Origin of the sequence: Dapis brunnea BLCC-M229 (assembly GCF_050015995.1) — a bacterium.
Taxonomy (GTDB): domain Bacteria; phylum Cyanobacteriota; class Cyanobacteriia; order Cyanobacteriales; family Microcoleaceae; genus Trichodesmium.
On the sequence record NZ_JBNHEP010000223.1, the window covers coordinates 136,985 to 157,954 of the forward strand.

Here is a 20,970-nt window from a genome sequence, read left to right on the forward strand (position 1 = left end):
AGTAGTTTTCACCGAAAAATTGGGTCTGAAGCCTCGCCCTTGTATAGCAGTCGAAGCAAAAGGCGCGGACGCATCAAAAGCCTAAAACCCAGACAAAGCGAGATTTTTCCTTCTGCCTCCCCCCTTTCAAAGCTATGCTTTATAAACATCTTTCTTAACATAAAACTTAGACATTAGAAAAAGGTTATGTTTATTACCATTCAATGGATATGATAGGAGAGTAAACCTATTTAATTAGAGGCTAAACTCCCCCCACTTCCCCATCTCCCTATCATAAAAGCATTTTAGGAGTTCCTTTTACAAAGAGTGCGAATTACTGTCACAGATGAAATTGGTAATCAGATTGGGAAACCGATGTGGCTAATTGTGATTGGTTCACCTATATGAAGAGTTAAGCCTCATTGATTGCTATGAATCTGATCGACAAGGTTATGACATGGAACAACTAGCTCCTATTTTGGGTAAACAAAGATTGTTAATGACAGCTTATTCAATTCCAGATGTTAAACACGAAGAAAATTGGTTCAAATTAACACTTATTGCTTATGTTAATTTATGGGTTGCAAGGAATAATCGTGTTTTTTTACCCCATCATTGGGAACAGTATTTGAAGAATAACAAATCAGTTAAAATTACTCCCAGTTTAGTTCAAAGAGACTTTTATAGAATAATTTCGACTTTGGGTACAATGACTACATCTCCCAAACGTCGAGGTTATTCTACCGGACGGATTAAAGGATATAAAATAACACCACGAACTCGTCATCAAGTGATCACAAAAGGGAATAAAAATTCTCGAAAATAACTAAAAGTTGGCATCCCTGTCGGCGACAGCTCTCCATTGTTTCTATTTTTCAGTGATTAAATTCACTAGAGATAGAGGGATATTGCCAGATGTAGTTAGCGTAATATTTACGCTAACTACATCTGAATTTTGTCCAAAGTCCAATAATTAACTGATTCCTGCAAATATCAGTAAATAATCGCATTATTTGGGGATTTTTCTAGGGCTAAACGGCTGTAGAATCCGAAAATCTCTGCTTATTGCTTTTTGAAACAGCCCTGCCATCCAAGGGGAGGCTTTTAACCTAAACTGTTTAATTATTTAATTATTAATTATCCGGTAACCCCCCCAGGAGGGGAACTAAAGGGGTGGGTGTAGGACCATGCGAAGCGTCAACCCACCGAGGAACCAACGTTCGGTAGGAATATCTTTGCCTAATAGCCAGAGAGGATGTCAAGAAACAGCATTAATGAATAATCACTCAGCCAAAACTATAACCTTGAAATATATAATAGAGTTGTTGGGAAATAAAAATTGAACAATGCTCAAAAGGTTACTCTATAAGGTTTTCAGGATTTTAGGACTGAAAAAAGGCTATAAACTTTGATTGATAAGGGTTTTAGCCATTTTTTTAGCTTAATTCCCAACAACTCTAATGTTTAGAACTTGACATACTCTGGACGTTGCGCTTATCCGACAATGCCGGATTCTTCAGCCTGGAGACACCAGGCTGCTGTTTTAAAAATGCGTAAGTCCTGGTACTATTGTAGTATATTTTTACCATACATTTCGGAAGTTAGAGAGGAGAGCTATGATATTTTTGAAGTATGACAGCAATAACATCTTCAATTAGAGTACAGTATATTTTCCACTGTGGCATGATAGGAATCCACCCCTTTATCAGCTAAACAATTACATAAACCCTTGTTATGTAAAGTTTGTAGACATTGACAGCTAAAAAAACTTGAAATAATTATCTTGTCTTGGTTTTGGAAATTTTTTCAATCTATAATTAGCCGCAACTCTCAGGAGTCATGTAAAAATAAGTTCTACAAATTTTATCTGGAATGAATTGTGAAATCTAGCTTCCATCAAAAAAACTGTAATGGTTATTTTTACATAACTCCTGATGTTTAAAACCTGAAATCGATCAACCAAAGCGCCAAAATTCCTAAAACACCAATTCCGAGCACAATAGTCACAATATAAGATTGACCTTGACCAGAGACCCCATATTTCAAACCTTGCCCACTAAAAATCGTTGCCAAGCCAACCAAATTAACAGCTCCATCAACAATATAACGGTCAATCCAAGCATTTAATTTCGAGAGTTGAGTAACTGCAAACACCACCGTTACATTATAGAGGCGATCGATATAGAAATCATAAGCAAACAAATCTTGAGCAAAACGCAAAGGAGCTTGTATTGGTCGAGACCAAGTTCTACCTAACTCCATAGTGCTACCCAGAATAACACCAAATAAACCAGATGTTACTAACAAAATAACAACAGCTAAATTCAGATAACCCCAGTCAGGTAAAAGTGATAACTGTTCCATAATTATCGGAGTTAACAGAGTGACAATAATTAACGATACCATCGGCACAGCCATAGGCCAGGGAACTTCCGGTGCCCGTTTAGTCTTAGGTTGAGGTTCACCCAAAAATATCAAACGAAACACACGAGTTAGGTTTAAAGCAGTTAGGAAGTTAACAAATAATAAAACAGGTACTACCCAAGGATCGATAATCCAAAAAACATCTAAACCTTCTCGCAACGCCCAAAAACCACCCAAAGGCAATAATCCAACTAACCCCAAAGTTCCTACTAAAAAAGAAGTTGTAGTTGCAGGCATTCGAGACCATAATCCACCCATTTCTGTGAGGTCTTGACTATTAGTAGTCAATATTACACCACCAGCACTCATGAATAATAGTGCTTTAGCAATACAATGTGCCAAGAGTAATAGCAAGCCAAATGTAGTCCATTGTGTTCCAACAGCAATGAAAACTAATCCCAGGTAAGCACTGGTAGAATGAGATAAAGCACGCTTAAGATCGATTTGAGCCAGAGCAACCAAAGAAGCTCCAACAGCTGTTAAAGTTCCGATCGCCACCAACACAGCCAGAGCAATAGGAGAAATAATTAAAATTGGTTGGATTTGAATCAATACATAAGCTCCGATCGCTACCACCACAGTATTCCGCAAAATAGAAGCAGGGTTTGGACCTTCCATCGCTTCATCCAACCATAAATGCAGGGGAAATTGAGCGCATTTACCTATAGGCCCAGCAATTAAGGCCAACCCTAACAAATTAGCTGTAACTGGAGATAGTTCTACTCTTTCAGCCCATTGATAGAGGTCACTAAAATTCATACTCCCAGCTAAAGCTGAGATGGCAACTACTCCCATTAAAAGTAAAACATCTCCTACCCGCTTTGTTAAAAACGCATCTCTAGCTGCTGTGACTACAAGAGGTTGAGCATACCAGAAACCTACTAATAAATAGGTAGAAAGGGTTAACATTTCTAGCAAAGCATAGGAAATGAACAAAGAATCGCTAATTGTTAAGCCAGTCATGGCAGCTTCAAAAAATCCCATTAATCCAAAAAACCTAGCTAATGCCCAATCCTTTTCTAGATATCCCAAAGCGTAAACTTGGGCTAATAAACTTAGAGCAGTTACCACATCCATTGCCCCAATAGTTACTGATGAGATATTGAAGGCAAAAGATAGGTTGAGGTCTCCAGTCTCTAGCCAGTTGAATATTATTTCTCGTGGCTCTTGATTCCAGATAGCTTGATAGATAATAGAGCCATGAATTAGGGCCAATAATGTCATCAATAGATTAAAATAAGCGGCTGGCCGTGGCCCAGTACGTTTAATTATCCCTATTGACCATGGCAGAGTTAAAATTGCTCCAACCAAGCTATAAAAAGGTATGTACCAAAAGTTTTGAATGAGAAACTCGAACATTGTATTTCTTGACCTTGAGTATTAAGAATAAAGGTAGTTCTGCATGGTAATGGTGAGAATATATATTTTTTAATTTCTCCGACACTCCCCATCTCCCATCTCCCCATCTCCCCACACTCCTGGTGCTTCCTTTACCATTACTATGCACCACCACCAGAATAAATATATACACACGATTAATATAGATTCAACTTAGTTATAAGTATATATACTTGTTTTTTATACTGATAGGGTATTGAGCCAAAAGTAATTAAAAAAAATTTAGGATTGATACCTGGGAGCTGAGGATCGCTGAATTCACCATTAACTATAAGGACTTTAATGGTAAGGAATTTATTTTTCTAAATCTCTTCAATTATGAATTATGATGATAGTTGCTATTGTCAACGATGCCATGTTTCTCTATGCTAAAAGTATAGCATTTGATAGATTTTGATTGTAAAAATGGGAATTCCCTGCAAAGCTATCTAGAGACAATACTGGCCTCAATGCTTAAGTTAACTTCTGTCAATAGGAGATAAAAGAATGCCAATTGCTGTGGGAATGATTGAAACTAGAGGGTTTCCAGCAGTAGTAGAAGCTGCTGATGCGATGGTTAAAGCAGCTAGAGTTACCCTAGTGGGTTATGAAAAAATAGGTAGCGCTCGTGTAACAGTCATTGTCCGAGGAGATGTCTCGGAAGTACAAGCTTCTGTTGCGGCAGGAATAGAGTCAGCTAAAAGAGTTGATGGTGGTGAGGTAGTATCAACTCATATCATTGCTCGTCCCCACGAAAACTTAGAGTATGTCTTACCAATTCGATATACCGAAGAAGTCGATCAGTTCCGAACTTATTAATTTGAGTTGCTGGAATTTGTCCTAAATATTTGGTCTAGATAATTGACTTAGTTAACAACTTACGTCATAAAGCGTTATTATGCGATAGTTGTTCAGAGTGATTAAGTAGTAAAATTTGTCAAGCCAAGAGAAGTTGTAGATAGGTTTTATCCATCATCAAAGACTTGCTCTAATTATGGTCATGTTTAAAGATATGCCGTTAAGCCTTAGAATTTATGATTGACTTGAGTATGGCATATCTATAGACCGCGTATGAGATGCAAGTATAAGAGGCTTGAACGTCAATGCCTATGGATGAGTAACCGCCGACGCCTCAGGGTCAGCAGGAAGTAAACATCAGATTGTCACGCTTATGTGACGCTTTGTATCAGTTTTATAGAGCAGCTGATTGATTTTCCCAAATTTTAGGCTCATGCTTTGATTGCCTAGTAGAAACAAACAAGTTTACCCTAAAGTTTTAGGGCAATCATTACAGAGATTGCCCACTCTGGGGAAAACTTCAGGATGAATTTGGGTAGATGAAACTAGAGGGACTGAAAAATTATCAGAAAAGTAGGCAGAAAGCTAGATTTAGTTCTAAGCAGACTTTATATGGGTATTTTGACTTGTCTCCACAGAATATTTCTGTAGTCATCCAAGAGGAGAGTAGGCAAAGTGGATTTATCCTGTTGGGTAGTATCGGCTTAGAATATCCTTGAACTTAATTCAATTCGGGAATTAGTCAATAAAAGTCAAGATATAGACTAGAAACTAAAATAATCTGTAAAATAATATCATGGAGTAAAGATAATGTCAATTGCCGTTGGGATGGTAGAAACCCTAGGCTTTCCAGCAGTTGTAGAAGCAGCAGATGCAATGGTGAAAGCTGCACGAGTCACCCTTGTTGGCTATGAAAAAATTGGTAGTGGTCGTGTAACCGTAATTATTCGTGGAGATGTATCAGAAGTACAAGCTTCAGTAGCAGCAGGGGTTGATAACGTTCGGCGGGTAAATGGAGGCCAAGTTATGTCAACTCACATCATTGCTCGTCCCCATGAAAACCTAGAGTATGTTCTGCCTATTCGTTATACTGAAGAGGTAGAGCAGTTCCGTGACAGTACCACTGCAGTCCGTTCAGTTAACAGACCATAGAAGTAAATAGATTTCAGATGGTAGATTTGAGATTGAACTTGAGCTGAAGTCAGAAGTCAGAAGTTATATTCTGACTGTGACTACATTGGAGAGGCGGGAGAATGTCTTAACCACCCTGAGAACTGCTATATATATTGGTGGAATGTTACTAATTGTGAGGTTTTATATCAGTTTTATCAAGCAGGATGAACTCACAAACATTACTATTGGTAAGCTTAAAAACCTTGTTCAGGTAAAAATCTAAAATCTGAAATCATGTAATTCAAACAGATCATGCAAATTGCCAGAGTTCGTGGCACCGTTGTCAGCACCCAGAAAGAGCCTAACTTAAGAGGAACAAAGCTACTTCTGCTGCAATTCATAGACGAAGAAGGCCATCCACTACCAAAGTATGAAGTAGCTGCCGATAATGTCGGTGCCGGAATTGATGAATGGGTTTTGGTTAGCCGTGGTGGAGCAGCTCGTGAAGTGCCTGGCAGTGAAAAACTTCCTGTAGATGCCAGAGTAGTAGCTATTATTGACACGATAACTGTGGACAATCGCATGATCTATGGTAAAAAAGACCAATATCGTTGAACAGTCTACTACCAAACTGTTGAACTGTTGGATGTTGAACTATTAACAACAAGAAATTTACCAAATACCCAACACCCAACATTTAACTGAGAGAGGAAAAAATAGATGCCACACCGTAACGAAGCAGCTCCACCTACCCCCTGGTCAAAAGGCTTGGCGCAGCCAAAGATTGATGACACAGCTTATATTCACTCGTTTTCCAATATTATTGGAGATGTCCGCGTTGGAGCTAATGTATTAGTAGCCCCTGGCACATCAATTCGTGCTGATGAAGGTACTCCCTTCTCTATTGGATCGGGCACTAATATCCAAGATGGAGTAGTTGTCCACGGTTTAGAACAAGGACGAGTCATCGGAGATGACCAACAAAAGTATTCTGTGTGGATAGGTAACAATGTTTCTATCACTCATAAAGCTCTAGTTCACGGTCCTTGCTACATTGGTGATGACTGTTTTATCGGCTTTCGTTCTACAGTTTTTAACGCCCGCATTGGTGAAGGGTGTATTGTCATGCTCCACGCTCTGATCCAAGATGTAGAAATTGCTCCTGGTAAGTATGTGCCTTCAGGAGCAATTATTACGAATCAACAGCAAGCAGATCGTTTGCCAGATGTACTACCCGATGATATGGAGTTTGCCCATCATGTGGTGGGAATTAACGAATCTTTACGACAAGGTTATCTGTGTGCGAACAATATGTCTTGCATTACCCCTATTAGAAATGAAATGAACATTAATTACACAAATGGTAACGGTTACAGCTCTTCAGGAGGAACTGGTAAATTGACCCCAGAAGTAATTGCTCATGTAAAGCAGCTAGTATCCCAAGGATATTATGTTGGTACAGAACACGCTGACACTCGTCACTTCAAAACAGGTTCTTGGAAGACTTGTTCTCCAATTGAAAGCACTAACTCTTCAGAAGTGGTAGCAGCTCTAGAAGGTTGTATAGCAGAACACGATGCAGAATATGTGCGGATGTTTGGTATAGATCCTAAAGCTAAACGCCGCATATCTCCAATTATGATTCAACGTCCTGATGGTAAAAAAGTTGCTCAAAAATCAACTACTGGTGGCTACAGTGTTCCTGCTGCTGCTAGGGTTCAAACTACTACTGCTTCCAATACTACAGGCTTAACTCCAGAAGTAGTAAACCAAGTTAATTCTTTGATGTCTCAAGGATGCAAGATTGGTACAGAGTATGCTAATGAACGTCGGTTTAAAACTAGCTCCTGGATGAGTGGTCCGACAATGCAAGGTTGGGCCAATATAGAACAATTTTTAGCAGAACACAGTGGTGAATATGTCCGTTTAATTGGTGTTGACCCTAATGCTAGACGTCGTGTTGCAGAAGTATTAATTCAAAAACCAGGCGATCGCTCAATTCAACAATCTGTATCTACTGCTCCAAGTTATCAAGCTCCTGTATCTAACCAAAATGGTGCAGTTCAAACTGGTTTAAGTCAGGAAGTTGTAGACCAAGTACGTTCATTATTTAATCAAGGATATCGGATTAGCTTAGAACACGCTAATGAACGTCGGTTTAAAACTAGCTCCTGGATGAGTGGTGCTCCTATCTCTGCTACTAATCCCTCTCAAGCAATAGCTGAACTAGAACAAGCTTTGGCAGAATATAGTGGGGAGTATGTACGTTTAATTGGTGTTGATACTAATGCGAAACGTCGGGTGATGGAAACTGTGATTCAACAACCAAATGGTAAAGGTCAAGGATTTGCTCCTCTTAAGGCTACTTATAATGGAGTAGGTAATAATGGTAGTTCTCACTCAGCTCCTGTTTATAGTAGTGTAACAACTTCTGCTGCAACCCAGAAGTTAAGTCAAGAGGCTGTGGAACAAATTCGTTCTTTGATTGCAGGTGGTTATAAAATTGGTACGGAATATGCTGACCAACGTCGTTTCCGCACTAGCTCTTGGAAAACTGATACTCAAATAGATGCTCGACGTGAGGCTGATGTTTTCCCAGTTCTTGAGGAAAGTTTAGCTCAACATCAGGGAGAATATGTCCGCTTGATTGGTATCGACCCTAAAGCGAAACGCCGTGTTTTAGAAATGATTATTCAGCAACCTAACGGTAAGGGTAATTGAAGTAGGTGTTAGGTGTTAGGTGGTAGGTTTTAGGTGAGTAACCTACGACTTAGCACCTTTGAGACACTGTGAAGATGGTTGGTTTTCAACCCAATTGTGTAGGTATTTAGGTGTTTAGATCGGGATTTACGCACCTGAACCCAAAAACCTGGTTTTTTCCTAGATGTCTATTGTTCAAACCAAGGATTTTTTCTAGTAACCGGGTTTCTTTGTGTAAGTCCTATAAATGTTGGGTAAAATATTGTTACCTACAAACAATAACCTACAACCTACAACCTACAACCTAATTCCCGCTTTACCTAATATTTTCGGAACTTAGCTACAATAATCAAACAACTCAACGCTGAAAAATCAAAAGTCTTGGTTGTGATACCAATTTACTTGAAATAAATGTGAAATAATTTCAGGAAATTACTGTATAGTAAAAGTTTTGAGCCTATAAAATCTTACTTTTAACTTTTGAGTTTTGACTTCTGTGAAACAGTATGACTTTCTTCTGGTTGATAGCACTATAATTATATAGTTATGAAAAAAATTCTCTTTCTTTGTACGGGTAATTATTATCGCAGTAGATTTAGTGAGTATTTTTTCAATAATTTAGCCTCAAAAAAAGGAGTAAAATGGCAAGCAGATTCACGGGGTTTGAATGTTAATCCAGAATCTGGTAATGTGGGTGCTATTTCATCGGAGGTTATTAAAACTTTAGAATCTTTAGGGATTCAGATTGATTCTGTATCTTTAAGGGAACCAATGCAAGTTAAACAAATAGATTTAGAAAACGCCAATCAAGTTATTGCTGTTGATCGAGTTGCTCATCGTCCTTTAATGGAATCTAAGTTTCCTCAATGGGTTGATAAAATTGAATATTGGCTAGTTAAAGATTTGCATGAAAATCCTGATGAACCTCCTCTTTTGCAACTACAAAATAATATTCATTTACTTCTGGAAGAATTAGATTAAATTAACTTTTATAGCCTGATATTTTATGCTTAAAACTATTATAAAAAGGAGTGTTTATGCAGTTGCCACCACTACAACCTATGACAAATATTGAGCCTTTTGTTAGTGGTGATGTAAAAATCGACCCAAGTGTGGCTATCGCTCCTGGTGTTATTATTCAAGCTGCTGATAAATGTCAGATTATTATTGCAGCAGGGGTTTGTATTGGTATGGGAGCTATTATTCATGCTTACCAAGGCAATATCGAAATTGAATCAGGAGTTACTATTGGTTCAGGTGTTTTATTAGTTGGTAAGAGTAAGATAGGAGCTAATGCTTGTGTTGGTGCTTTGGCAACTATTATAGAACAAGATTTGGAGCCAGATAAGGTTGTACTACCTACTTCTATTATTGGCAACTCAGGGAGAAAAATATTAGATAATAATACATTTACACCCATCAAAACTGATTTACTGGAAAATAAAAATTTATCTACAAATGCTCATATATCAGATGAAATTAATGAAAATAATTATATTTCAGATTTAGCAAATACTTTTTCATCTTCAGAGGAAACTGATACAGAAACTGAAAAGGCTAATACTCAATTACAATCAATAAATACTTCTTCATCTCTAGAGGAAACTGAAAAGGCTAATACTCAATTACAATCAGTAAGTACTTCTTCATCTTCAGAGGAAACTGATACAGAAACTGAAAAGGCTAATACTCAATTACAATCAGTAAATACTTTTTCATCTTCAGAGGAAACTGATACAGAAACTGAACAAGCTAACACTCAATCACAATCAGTAAATACTTCTTCATCTTCAGAGGAAACTCAGACAGAAACTGAACAAGCTAACACTCAATTACAAGAAGAAGCATCTCCAAATATAGATCCTCAAATTTATGGTAAGGAGTATGTCAATCAGATAATGAAGACTTTATTTCCTCATAAGAATTCTTTGAGTTCTCATCCTGATGATGAAGACTAAAATATATCGTCTTACCCAGACTTGACACTAAATTTGGAGCTACTGATACCGTTTCATGGAAGTCAGAAGTCAGAAGTGAGATTTGATTGGCTTAAAATTTTGGTTATACAGTAATTTCAGCTTATTATTTCACATTGTCAGTTGCCAACTATTTGTGACATTTTTAAAGTGAATTGGTATGAATTTTTAGCAGATAAACGGAAAATTTATGTTTGACAAGAACACATTTCTTTGGTAAGAGATAAATTGATCGTTATCAAAAAAATATAATATAATCTAAAATTAAGTAGAGTCATACCTAAAAAACTTTCTATCTTTTAGGGACAAAAAGTGATTAATAATCTCTAAAAATTAACTTTTTAATCTTAAAACTCCCACTGGTAAGAGTTTAACTGTAATTTTAGGCGAACTAAACCAGTTGATATTTTTAATTTCATATAAAAAATTCTCAAAGTAGCCCTAAAGACCATCAGCTAGAATGTTGGAGAGAGTTAGGTGGGTTAACTGCTACGCCGAAGTAAAGAGGTAGAAAATGAAAATCCAAACCCACAATAACTATAAGCTAGAGTCTATTGAATCCCCAATCAAGTTTGGAGATGCTGCTCTTGGTTTAGTAACAACTCGAAGTTTTCCGGCCATAGTTGGTACTGCTGACATGATGCTGAAGTCATCTGGCGTAATGTTGGTAGGGTATGAAAAAATTGGTAGTGGATATTGTACTGCGGTAGTTCGTGGTGGTATAGCAGATGTTCGTTTAGCAGTGGAGTCTGGAGCAGAAACAGCTGAAAAATTTGGACAACTTATTTCTAAGACTGTCATTCCTCGACCTTTACCTAATTTAGAGGTTGTATTACCTATTGGCAGTCTTTTAGTTAAAATATCTCAAGGTAGAGTTTCTGCTGAGTTTAGAAATAAGGCAGTTGGTCTGATAGAGACTAGAGGTTTTCCTGCAATGGTGGGAGCTTGCGACGCGATGCTCAAATCTGCTGACGTACAGTTAACTGCTTATGAAACTACAGGTGCAGGTTTGTGTACTGCTATTGTTCGGGGTTCAGTTTCTAATGTGGCGGTAGCTGTAGAAGCTGGAATGCACGAGGCAGAAAGAATAGGAGAGTTAAATGCTGTAATGGTAATTCCTAGACCATTAGATGATTTAGAAAGAACATTACCTGTAGCTGGTCATCTGATTGAAGAAAAACCAGAACCTCTACGTCTACCTATGGCAGTTAAAGAGAAGGAAAAAGAGCTGGTGAGATTACCAGATTTTGCTCAACTTCCTATACCGATGAAAGAAGAGGTTAAGGATAAATCATAGATTTTAGTTGGTTGTCTAGAGTCAAAAGTAAAAAGTAGTAGACTGCCAAACCTTAAATGCTGCAATAGAGGCATTGCTGAACCAAGGGATGAATCTTTGCAGAAAAGGTAAATTCCATCTTTTACCGAATTATTAATTATTAACAATTAATAATTAAATAATTCTGGTTTAAAGCCTCTCCTTTTAAGGAGAAAAAGTGGTCGAGGGATGCCGAGGTCTCCTCGACATATCCAATCGACCAAGAGAGGGGTCGTTTGCCGAGCAGTCCGTTAGGATGGGATGGATGGGTTACCTAACCATATCCAATCGACCAAGAGAAAAGAAATAATATTTCCTTAGATTCAATTCCGTAACGGTTAAAACCCGAGGTAATTATCCATTATCCATTATCCATTAATGAATTCCTCTTTATCTAAAGCTATAATTCCAGGATGCAAAGGACTCAACGCTCCTCACACTAATTAATCCCGAAATATGCAACGGCGCAATAGATGTAGGTTTGGTTTTATTCCTCAACCCAACAACAATCTTTCTCCCCTATTCCCCTCTTCCTAATGCACTATTTTAGGTGAAACAGTTCAGTAGGGTTTGTTAGACGGCTAAAATTTAGACTGTCAAAGGTATTTAACAATCTGTCGTAACGCATAATTGAATATGTGTCAGTCCAGTACAACTCAATCGGGACTTACACAGGAGTACTATATATAGAGTACAAAAACTGTAGCGATCTAGTTTCTAACACTATATACATAGTCTCTGGGTAAGTCCTATTGATATTAACAGGACTTACGCAGGGGTAATATATATAGAGTGCAAAAACTGTATCGATCTAGTTTTTAACACTATATACATAGTATCTGAGTAAGTCCTATTGATATTAAATTTTAAACAAACGCGCCACCGTTTCTACGAGTAACACCAATTACAGAAGGTCTTGGGGGTAGCAAACCATTAAAACTGCCTCCAGGATTACCTACATAACCTATATTACTAGGCCAATTACTACCACGAGGTACACTTCGCTGCTGATTGAACAAAGTTGTACCATCCAGACTTAACATCTCAATATCCCGACCTAGTAGAACTCCATCACCAATAGGTGAGCTTTCTCCAGGGTGTTGTACAGCTAATAGTAGAGTTTCATCTACACCACTACTATTTCTAATAAAGTATGGTCCAGTCATTTCACAACGAGGAGGCCCATAAGCAAAAGGTACAACTAATCCAGCATTAGGCCCAACAACAGGAATGTAGAATAACCAGTTGTTACCAAAGACCCCTACCAAGCTAGAAACATTTCCAGTCTCAGTATGGTCAATATCTCTTTGCTCTCCAGCAACACCAGTTCTGAAACCATTGTGAGTGCTAGTAGACATATCAGTCACACCCCATATATTACCCAGAGTATCAATTTCTAGGTTATCTACATTAGCAAAACCTGCACCATTGATGGCACCATCCTCTCCACTGTGTTCAAAAACAGACCAGCTAAAGGTAAGACTTGTGGCATCGCTGTTAGTTTCAATGATTCTGTATAGACCGCCAAACTGCTGAATAGCATCAATATCAGAAAAGTATTTACTCACAACAAACACTCTGGAGTCTGGATATCCATCTCCACCAGGAGCATGATCTGTAAAGGCGATAAATACACTACCATCACCAGGATGAACTTCTACATCTTCAGGACGAGAAGAAGGAGTACCACCTACTAGGTTAGAAGCTAAGAAAGCATCGGTTAAAATAGCACCTTGATTGGGATAGAAGTCTGCTAGAGTTCTGCCTTGATAATCAGATAATACAGTTTCATTAGTCAGGTCTACAATGAAGGACCCACCATCCTCAGTTGCCCCTGCAATACCAGTACGCTGAGGTAAGCGAATTCGACCATCTCTTTGAGCTTGACCAAAAGCATTTAATTCAGCTTCAGCAATTTCACTTGGTGATAGAGGATTAGTTGGTGTACCAGGAACTAAAGGTATCCACTGACCAGAAAAATCAGGATTTAATCTTGCCACATAAAGAATACCATCTTCAAATAATTGGCTATTGCTTGGGTCGGTAGGATTGGAAACAGTACCATTACTAACAAACTTATAGGTATGACCACCACGACGGTCATCTCCCATATAAGCAACTAAGGGTCTACCTGCTTCTACTCTAAAAGCAATATTTTCATGGCGGAAACGACCTAGAGCTGTATGTTTCCTGTTTTGGAAACTTGGGTCTGCTGGAGAAATTTCTACCATCCAGCCATACTTTTCACCAACTAAACCAAAAGCAAAACCTATGCCCTCTGTATCATAACCAGTTTGAGTACCATTAGGTGAGACACTTTCTGTAACACTACCTTGGAAGTTTTCTTCTGCAGTCAGAATTGTTCCCCAAGGAGTTGTACCACCAGAACAGTTGAAGGCTGTACCAATAATTTGATTACCAAGTCCATCAGAACTTAGAGGAAATACATCAGTAGCAGCAGGTCCAGTACCTATTAAAAAGTTCTGGTCTCCAGTCTGATAACTAGATGTACCCCAAGATGTAACAGTTTGATAACCATCAGAACGTCCAGAGTTAATTCCTAGTCCAGATAGGAGATGTATTCGACGATTAGCATTATCATCTACGGGAGCATACTGACCATTACTGTCTTTTGCAATTCTGACAATAGACCCACCTTGGTTATAAGCAAATTCACCCAGAGTAAAGAGGGTGGGTTGAGATAAATCTAAACCTAGTACAAGTTGGTCTGTTGATGGGAAACTAGCTAATTCATCATCACCTAGTAATGATGATATTGGATAGGAGACATACTCATGGTTAGCCCAGAGATAGCCATCATTGGGGTTACCATTAATAGGAATAAAGCTGAGGTAGTCATTGTTATAACCAAAGTATTCTTCAGAGTCAGGAAAGACGCGATCGCCCCAACCAACAATCACATACCTTTCATATTCAGGGGGTACTATTACATCATCAAAGTATTGATAGGATGGCAGTGCAACATCCTGATTTGCTGCTAGAGTATTTCCTTGCCCACCAATTCCTAAAGGTACGAAGCTAGGATTAGTTTCATAAGCTTCTAAAGGATGTGCCAATTTCAGGGGTGTAAAACTTAAACCTGTAGTTTGAGCTTGAGCTACTTCGGAGCTACTACCCAAAAAATTACCAATTTTTGGTGATAGTGCTGTAGCTGCTGCGCTACATCCGAAGAACATTAATAGTTTTCTGCGAGTAAGTCTGGACATAAAAGTTTTTCTAGTTTCTCTCTCTCTGAGAAGTTGTAGATAGAGATTTTTGGATGTATTACTAGCAGTATTTTTGACCTAAATTATGTTTATGTAATCAGTTTTTTTAATACTGCCTCCAGCAGTTTATCTAAAATAATTTATCGTTAGTTTATAATTTGTTTAAATTTAGTTAAAGCATTGTTTAAATTTGGGTTAATTTATCAATCAACCCAAGATTAGGAAGATATTTAATTGCAGATTTTTCTCAGTTATATCTAATCTGGTGATTAGATTTATCAATGTTGTAGGGATAGTTTTATGATCTAATACTATTTGAATAAAATGAAGTTAGAAATATAGCAATGGCTAAAACAAAGGAATATTAATCATCTTTTAAATAAAAAGGAAGTAATGATAATCACCGATGCCCAATGTTTAGTAAATACTTATCGCGCCGATTATAACTAGCTTTAGTTACACGATATAGCGCTACACGCAAATCAAAAGTAAAAAGTAAAAAGTTAAAATTAATCTCTGACTTAATTTCAATTTTTACCAATGTCCTAACCTAAATGCGTAGTGCTATAAATAATAGAGTTGTCGCTAAATAGATAGAAAAAATCGCTAAAATTAAGATACAGCAATAATTCCAGGCGTTTATATCCATAAATGTCTAAAATCTTTATATGACAATAGTTTGCCAGTTTTTTTGAGTTATAAAGCGACAAGTCTAATAAAATATCAAAGTAAAAGTCAGCATTCAGACATTAGATATCAATGGAATTTGAAGGAGGAATTAGTCTAGAAAAAATCAGCGATAATTATCAAGTATTGGTAAAACAACTAAAGCTAATACCAAATTCAAAAAGTAAGGCTACTCACCTTACCTCCTGACTACTGACTACTGACTACTGCAAACCTAAGTAGCTCAAGTTTATGAAATTGCTATAACTTTAGCAGTCAAACCAATGCTTATTTAATTCATTTTTATTGCTGAACACTAACTGTTAATAGCTGTTTGCGCAGCATTCCCGAGGAAATCCTTACAAGTAAAGTCCGAAATTTTAATCTTTTATTATTACTTTTTTTTACTTGTATTAGTCGTTAATCATCTATTGTTTTTGGGTCATCTTTATCAGTAGGAAACCTAGGAGAAGTAGATGAAGGGCTTTGTCTAGGAGACTTCTTTTGAGGTTGAGGAACTATGGGCTGAGAATCATATGATGGGGGAGGTGGAGCAGTAACTTGAGGGGAAGATTTTGGAACTGGAGGTTTAGTCTCTGGTATAGCTTGGGCATTACTATCATCCTCAAACTTTAACAACAATTTAGCATCAGCAAAATATCTGGTAAATTCATCAATATTTGCATTTTTTTGCCATTCAGAACGAGATACAGTAGAACGTAGAACAGGTACTATTTGACTTCTACGTTCTCCTAATATAGTAATAGTAATCTCTGTGATTTCTGGATTATTGGCAAATTCTTGATTAATTGTCTTTTGGGCTAATTTTTCTGCTTGTTCTACTAAACTTTTATAAGAGTTATTATTATTATCTTCAATCAAAAGACTGGTTTTTTTGGCAGATGCTAAGACGTCTAAGTTAGTTATAAATAGACTAGCTAATATTAAGATTGTACTCCAGAAAATACGATAATATAAACTCATTGACTAAAAATTTTTGCCAAAAATATATAAATTTATACTAAATAATAACATACAATAATTAAAATAAGATTAAGCTTTGCTTAAAGTCTGACTAACATTATATTTTTCCATTTGATTTGACAACTTTATTCTGCTGGTGCAGATTACTTTTGAAAATTGACAGTAGTTTTGGAATTAATGAGGTACAAAGTTTTCGGGAATAGGGAATAGAAATTAGTATTAAACTTTACCTCACCATCCTAAAAATTGCTGTAAATGTAGTTTCAACCCTTAAAAGTTGGGTTAAGTCTGAACTTAGTATTATCGGAGATAGTGACATTTAATTATATCGGGCTACTTATATAGCAATGCGTGTATTGGTTGTGATAATTTTTATAATAGACTTCTCCGGAAAAGAGGGAGTAGGAACTAGGGGGAAAGAATTGATTATTTATGTGCGATAATTAATTTTATTTTTTATTATCGGAAATGTCTAATAGACTTGTCGCTTTATAAGCTTAAAAATTCCCGAAAGCCTTGCCCTGTAAGGATTATAACTATTTGTAAATAAAAGTACCTAGAATTATTGCTCTGTCTAGGTTTGAGTGATTTTTTCCCTCTATTTAGCGACAACTCTAATAGTTAATTTGAACCAAAAACCTTTAAAATTATAACTCCTTAGTTATAACTTATAACTGCCAGCAAAATATTACAACTTAAATAAAATCCCTGTATCTATCTATCATTTATTCTCAGGAAAAGAGTGAGTAGGGAGTAGGAAATAGGGAGTAGAAGTAAAAAATTGATTATTTAGGATAGCTATATCTATCTATGATTTATTCTCAGGCAAAATTCATAGTTAATTTAGATAATTATAATTTAATGATGATATAGTTCAGATAAATTTAATTAACAAAGTTATTCAATAGATTTAGGGTTGAAATTATGAATTTTTTTTGTGATAAGTTATACCAATTCACTTTCAAGATGTCACAATCACAAATAGTTTGAAACTTTAAATGTCAAATAATTCCAGGAAATTAATGTAATGTCAAAGTTTTCAGTCTATCAAATTTGACGTTTTACTTTTGACTTCCGTTAAACGGTCTACAGTTTTAGTAACTATTTATTTAACTCGACTAGCGAAAAAGGCTTTAGAAGAAAGTATTAATTAATATTTTGATTTCTCAGAAAAAATTGATTTTTCTTTCTACAACATTCGCTCTGAGCTGAGAAACTATACTATCTTTAAGAGCATACGCATTTTAAATGCTTATTAGCAAGTGATAATTCATAATTCATAATTAATAAGGGTTGTATTCTTCACTAGGTACACAACAAATATGTGGTTTAAATTCATAATAGTTGAGTTGAATAAAAGTCATGTATATAGACGAAAAATCTTTTGACGCACGTTTTTTTCAGGAGCTTCATAAAATGACAAATATTTGTGTTTTTGTACTCAAGAGGGAGGGAGGGATGGATAGAAAGATATGATCGGGGAAAACTCAACACTTTTTGGAGCTTCACAGGATGAAGATATTTTTGTTCTTGCTCTTAGGAAAAATTCCTGAATATTTTGATTGCCTCTTAGTAAGGAAATTTGGTTGAACAAAAAGTCATGCGTATGGGCGAGTAGAACCTTATAAAATTTATGATATCACAATTTTGATCGGGATGCAAGGGAAAATCCTTTGACGCGCGATTTTTTTCCGGGAGCTTCATAAAATGAAAATATTTGTGTTTTTGTACTCAAGAGGGAGGGAGGGAGGGAGGGATGGATAGAAAGATATGATCGGGGAAAAGTAAGCTCTTTTTGGAGCTTCACAGGATGAAAATATTTTTGCTCTTGCTCTTAGGAAAAATTCCTGAATATTTTGATTGCCTCTTAGTAAGGAAATTTGGTTGAACAAAAAGTCATGCGTATGGGCGAGTAGAGCCTTACAAAATTTATGATATCACAATTTTGATCGGGATGCAAGGGAAAATCTTTTGCCGCACGTTTTTTTCAGGAGCTTCATAAAATGACAAATATTTGTGTTTTTGTACTGAAGAGGGAAGAGGGAGGGATGGATGGATAGAAAGATATGATCGGGGAAAAGTAAGCACTTTTTTTTCAGGAGCTTCATAAAATGACAAATATTTGTGTTTTTGTACTGAAGAGGGAAGAGGGAGGGATGGATGGATAGAAAGATATGATCGGGGAAAAGTAAGCACTTTTTGAAGCTTCACAGGATGAAAATATTTTTGCTCTTGCTCTTAGGAAAAATTCCTGAATATTTTGATTGCCTCTTAGTAAGGAAATTTGGTTGAACAAAAAGTCATGCGTATGGGCGAGTAGAGCCTTACAAAATTTATGATATCACAATTTTGATCGGGATGCAAGGGAAAATCTTTTGACGCGCGATTTTTTTTCAGGAGCTTCATAAAATGACAAATATTTGTCATTTTCCACTAGGGAGGTTATGGATGGAAAGATTTAGCGATCGGGAAAATCTGATTTCAATTTTTTTCCTGTATTGTTTCTATTCGACTCCCGACTTGTAACTCAAAAATTTAATCCCTGGTCATTTCAGTTATCAGTTATCAGTTATCAGTACCTCCGACTAAAGCCTCTGGCTTGAAATACGTATGGTGAATATTTTTTTCATCCCCTTAAAAGGGGAGGCTTTAGACCTGTTGGTTTTGGCAAAGATACAAAATGTCTTCTATATGACTCCAAAGTAAGCAGATTTAATATTAGGTGTAGGTCATTCAGTAATAGATTTTCCTAACACCTAACACCTTAAACTTCTAACCTTCTAACTTCTTACTAATTAATTGATTTGTCATCTTTGGATCGGCACGACCTTGAGTTTTCTTCATCACTTGCCCAACAAAAAAACCTTTGAGTTTTGTTTTACCGCCACGATATTTTGCTAACTCTTCTGGATGTGCTGCTAAAACTTCATCAATAATTGCTTCTATAGCTTTAGTATCTGAAATTTGAATCAAACCTTTTTTCTCTACTAATTCTTTAGGCGAACCACCTTTTGATAATAATTCTGGCAGAATATCCTTAGCAATTTTACCGCTGATAGTACCATCTTCAATAATTGTCACTAGCTCAGCCAAATTATCAGGTTTCAAAGCAATATCATTAATACTAACTTTTTCATTTTTCAAAAAAGCAGTAATATCTCCCATTACCCAGTTAGCTGCTTGTTTAGAACTTCCACCCGCTGTAACTGTTGCCTCAAAATATTTTGCCACATTATAGTCATCAGTCAGGACACGAGTATCATAAGCAGATAAACCTAACTCACTTTCATAACGGTGACGTTTGTGTGCGGGTAACTCTGGTAACTCAGCTTTCCAAGCATCTAACTGTTGACTTGATACCTCAATAGGTGGGAGGTCTGGTTCCGGAAAATAACGATAGTCACTAGAACCCTCTTTAACCCTCATACTAATAGTACGTTGAGAACCCTCTTCCCAGAGTCTAGTTTCTTGAATAATTTTTTCTCCTGCTTCAATAGCTTCAGTTTGCCTTTCAATTTCATACTCGATCGCCCGTTGTATGGCACTGAAGGAGTTCATATTTTTGATTTCTACTTTTGTGCCAAATTCTTTTTGGCCCACAGGTCGCACAGAAACATTAACATCACACCGCAGGGAACCTTCCTGCATATTCCCATCACTAACTCCAAGGTATCGGACAATTCGCCTTAGTTCTTGAGCATATTCAGCAGCTTCTATTCCAGAACGTATATCCGGTTCTGAGACAATTTCAACTAATGGTACACCAGCACGGTTGTAATCCACCATTGAATAAGTTGAACCAGCTAGGCGATCGCTACCTCCGTGGACTAATTTACCCGCATCTTCCTCCATGTGCAGTCTGGTAATACCAATTTTTTTACGAGTTGCACTACCATTCTCATCTACTATCTCTATTTCTAACCAACCATCTTCGGCAATAGGTAAGTCATACTGAGAGATTTGATAATTTTTCGGTAAGTCTGGGTAGAAATATTGTTTCCGGTCAAATTTACTGTAGGGTGCAATATGACAATTTAGGGCTAATCCTGCTTTGACGGCATATTCTAGAACTTTTTTATTAAGTACGGGCAATACTCCTGGCATTCCCATACATATAGGGTCAATGTTGGTATTGGGAGTGCCACCAAATTCTGTGGAGGAATTGGAGAAAATTTTGGTTTGGGTACTAAGCTGACAATGGGTTTCTAGACCAATAATCGCTTCATACTCTGTTTTAACTTTTACAGTTGTGGTCATTTCAGTTATCAGTTATGGCGCTACGCGCTAGGGAATAGGGAACAGGGAATAGGGAACAGTAGACTATCAAAGGGTTTCAATATTTAGAAATGTCCGCGCCCTTTGCTTCAACTGCTATATCAGTACGTCTAGCTGAAGCCGAGGCTTGAGACCC

13 protein-coding genes are annotated in these 20,970 nt (G+C 36.9%); 9 read left to right on the forward strand and 4 right to left on the reverse strand.

All coding sequences use genetic code 11. From position 1 onward, the window contains the following. Positions 1 to 370: 370 nt before the first annotated feature. Positions 371 to 805: a hypothetical protein gene (locus tag ACP6PM_RS24865; RefSeq protein WP_426588079.1), complete on the forward strand. Its 435-nt coding sequence runs from the start codon at positions 371 to 373 to the stop codon at positions 803 to 805. A 1,112-nt stretch (positions 806 to 1,917) separates the two neighbouring features. Here ACP6PM_RS24865 and ACP6PM_RS24870 read toward each other — a convergent pair. Beyond that, positions 1,918 to 3,762: an NAD(P)H-quinone oxidoreductase subunit F gene (locus ACP6PM_RS24870; protein WP_426589399.1), complete on the reverse strand. Its 1,845-nt coding sequence runs from the start codon at positions 3,760 to 3,762 to the stop codon at positions 1,918 to 1,920. 525 nt (positions 3,763 to 4,287) lie between these two features. Between ACP6PM_RS24870 and ACP6PM_RS24875 the strand changes: the two genes are divergently transcribed. The 8 genes from ACP6PM_RS24875 (at position 4,288) to ACP6PM_RS24910 (ending at position 11,664) form a co-directional block, all read left to right on the forward strand. Further along, on the forward strand, positions 4,288 to 4,599 hold the full coding sequence (locus ACP6PM_RS24875) for a carbon dioxide-concentrating mechanism protein CcmK (protein WP_094678177.1): 312 nt from the start codon (positions 4,288 to 4,290) through the stop codon (positions 4,597 to 4,599). Positions 4,600 to 5,117: 518 nt separating this feature from the next. After that, complete coding sequence (locus ACP6PM_RS24880; protein WP_426589400.1) at positions 5,118 to 5,297, forward strand: hypothetical protein; 180 nt, start codon at positions 5,118 to 5,120, stop codon at positions 5,295 to 5,297. Positions 5,298 to 5,388: 91 nt separating this feature from the next. Beyond that, the gene (locus ACP6PM_RS24885; RefSeq protein ID WP_426589402.1) at positions 5,389 to 5,730 is read left to right on the forward strand and encodes a carbon dioxide-concentrating mechanism protein CcmK; all 342 of its coding nucleotides are present in this window, start codon (positions 5,389 to 5,391) and stop codon (positions 5,728 to 5,730) included. A gap of 273 nt (positions 5,731 to 6,003) precedes the next feature. Next, on the forward strand, positions 6,004 to 6,306 hold the full coding sequence (locus ACP6PM_RS24890; RefSeq protein WP_426589404.1) for a EutN/CcmL family microcompartment protein: 303 nt from the start codon (positions 6,004 to 6,006) through the stop codon (positions 6,304 to 6,306). Between the two features lie 105 nt (positions 6,307 to 6,411). Beyond that, on the forward strand, positions 6,412 to 8,412 hold the full coding sequence (locus ACP6PM_RS24895; RefSeq protein WP_426589406.1) for a ribulose bisphosphate carboxylase small subunit: 2,001 nt from the start codon (positions 6,412 to 6,414) through the stop codon (positions 8,410 to 8,412). Positions 8,413 to 8,937: 525 nt separating this feature from the next. Then, positions 8,938 to 9,372, forward strand: coding sequence for an arsenate-mycothiol transferase ArsC (locus tag ACP6PM_RS24900; protein ID WP_426589407.1), 435 nt, complete (start codon positions 8,938 to 8,940; stop codon positions 9,370 to 9,372). A gap of 56 nt (positions 9,373 to 9,428) precedes the next feature. Then, positions 9,429 to 10,349, forward strand: coding sequence for an acyltransferase (locus tag ACP6PM_RS24905; RefSeq protein ID WP_426589409.1), 921 nt, complete (start codon positions 9,429 to 9,431; stop codon positions 10,347 to 10,349). Between the two features lie 532 nt (positions 10,350 to 10,881). Further along, positions 10,882 to 11,664: a carbon dioxide-concentrating mechanism protein CcmK gene (locus tag ACP6PM_RS24910; protein WP_426589411.1), complete on the forward strand. Its 783-nt coding sequence runs from the start codon at positions 10,882 to 10,884 to the stop codon at positions 11,662 to 11,664. Between the two features lie 884 nt (positions 11,665 to 12,548). Here the strand turns inward: ACP6PM_RS24910 and ACP6PM_RS24915 are convergent. The 3 genes from ACP6PM_RS24915 to gatB all read right to left on the reverse strand — a co-directional run bounded on the left by ACP6PM_RS24915 (position 12,549) and on the right by gatB (position 20,816). Next, positions 12,549 to 14,909 (reverse strand): PhoX family protein, encoded by a 2,361-nt coding sequence (locus tag ACP6PM_RS24915; protein WP_426589413.1) that lies wholly within the window; start codon positions 14,907 to 14,909, stop codon positions 12,549 to 12,551. 1,086 nt (positions 14,910 to 15,995) lie between these two features. After that, complete coding sequence (locus ACP6PM_RS24920) at positions 15,996 to 16,559, reverse strand: hypothetical protein (RefSeq protein ID WP_426589415.1); 564 nt, start codon at positions 16,557 to 16,559, stop codon at positions 15,996 to 15,998. A gap of 2,772 nt (positions 16,560 to 19,331) precedes the next feature. Further along, entirely contained in the window at positions 19,332 to 20,816 is a 1,485-nt protein-coding gene (gene gatB / locus ACP6PM_RS24925; protein ID WP_426589417.1) for an Asp-tRNA(Asn)/Glu-tRNA(Gln) amidotransferase subunit GatB, read from the reverse strand. Positions 20,817 to 20,970 lie beyond the last annotated feature (154 nt).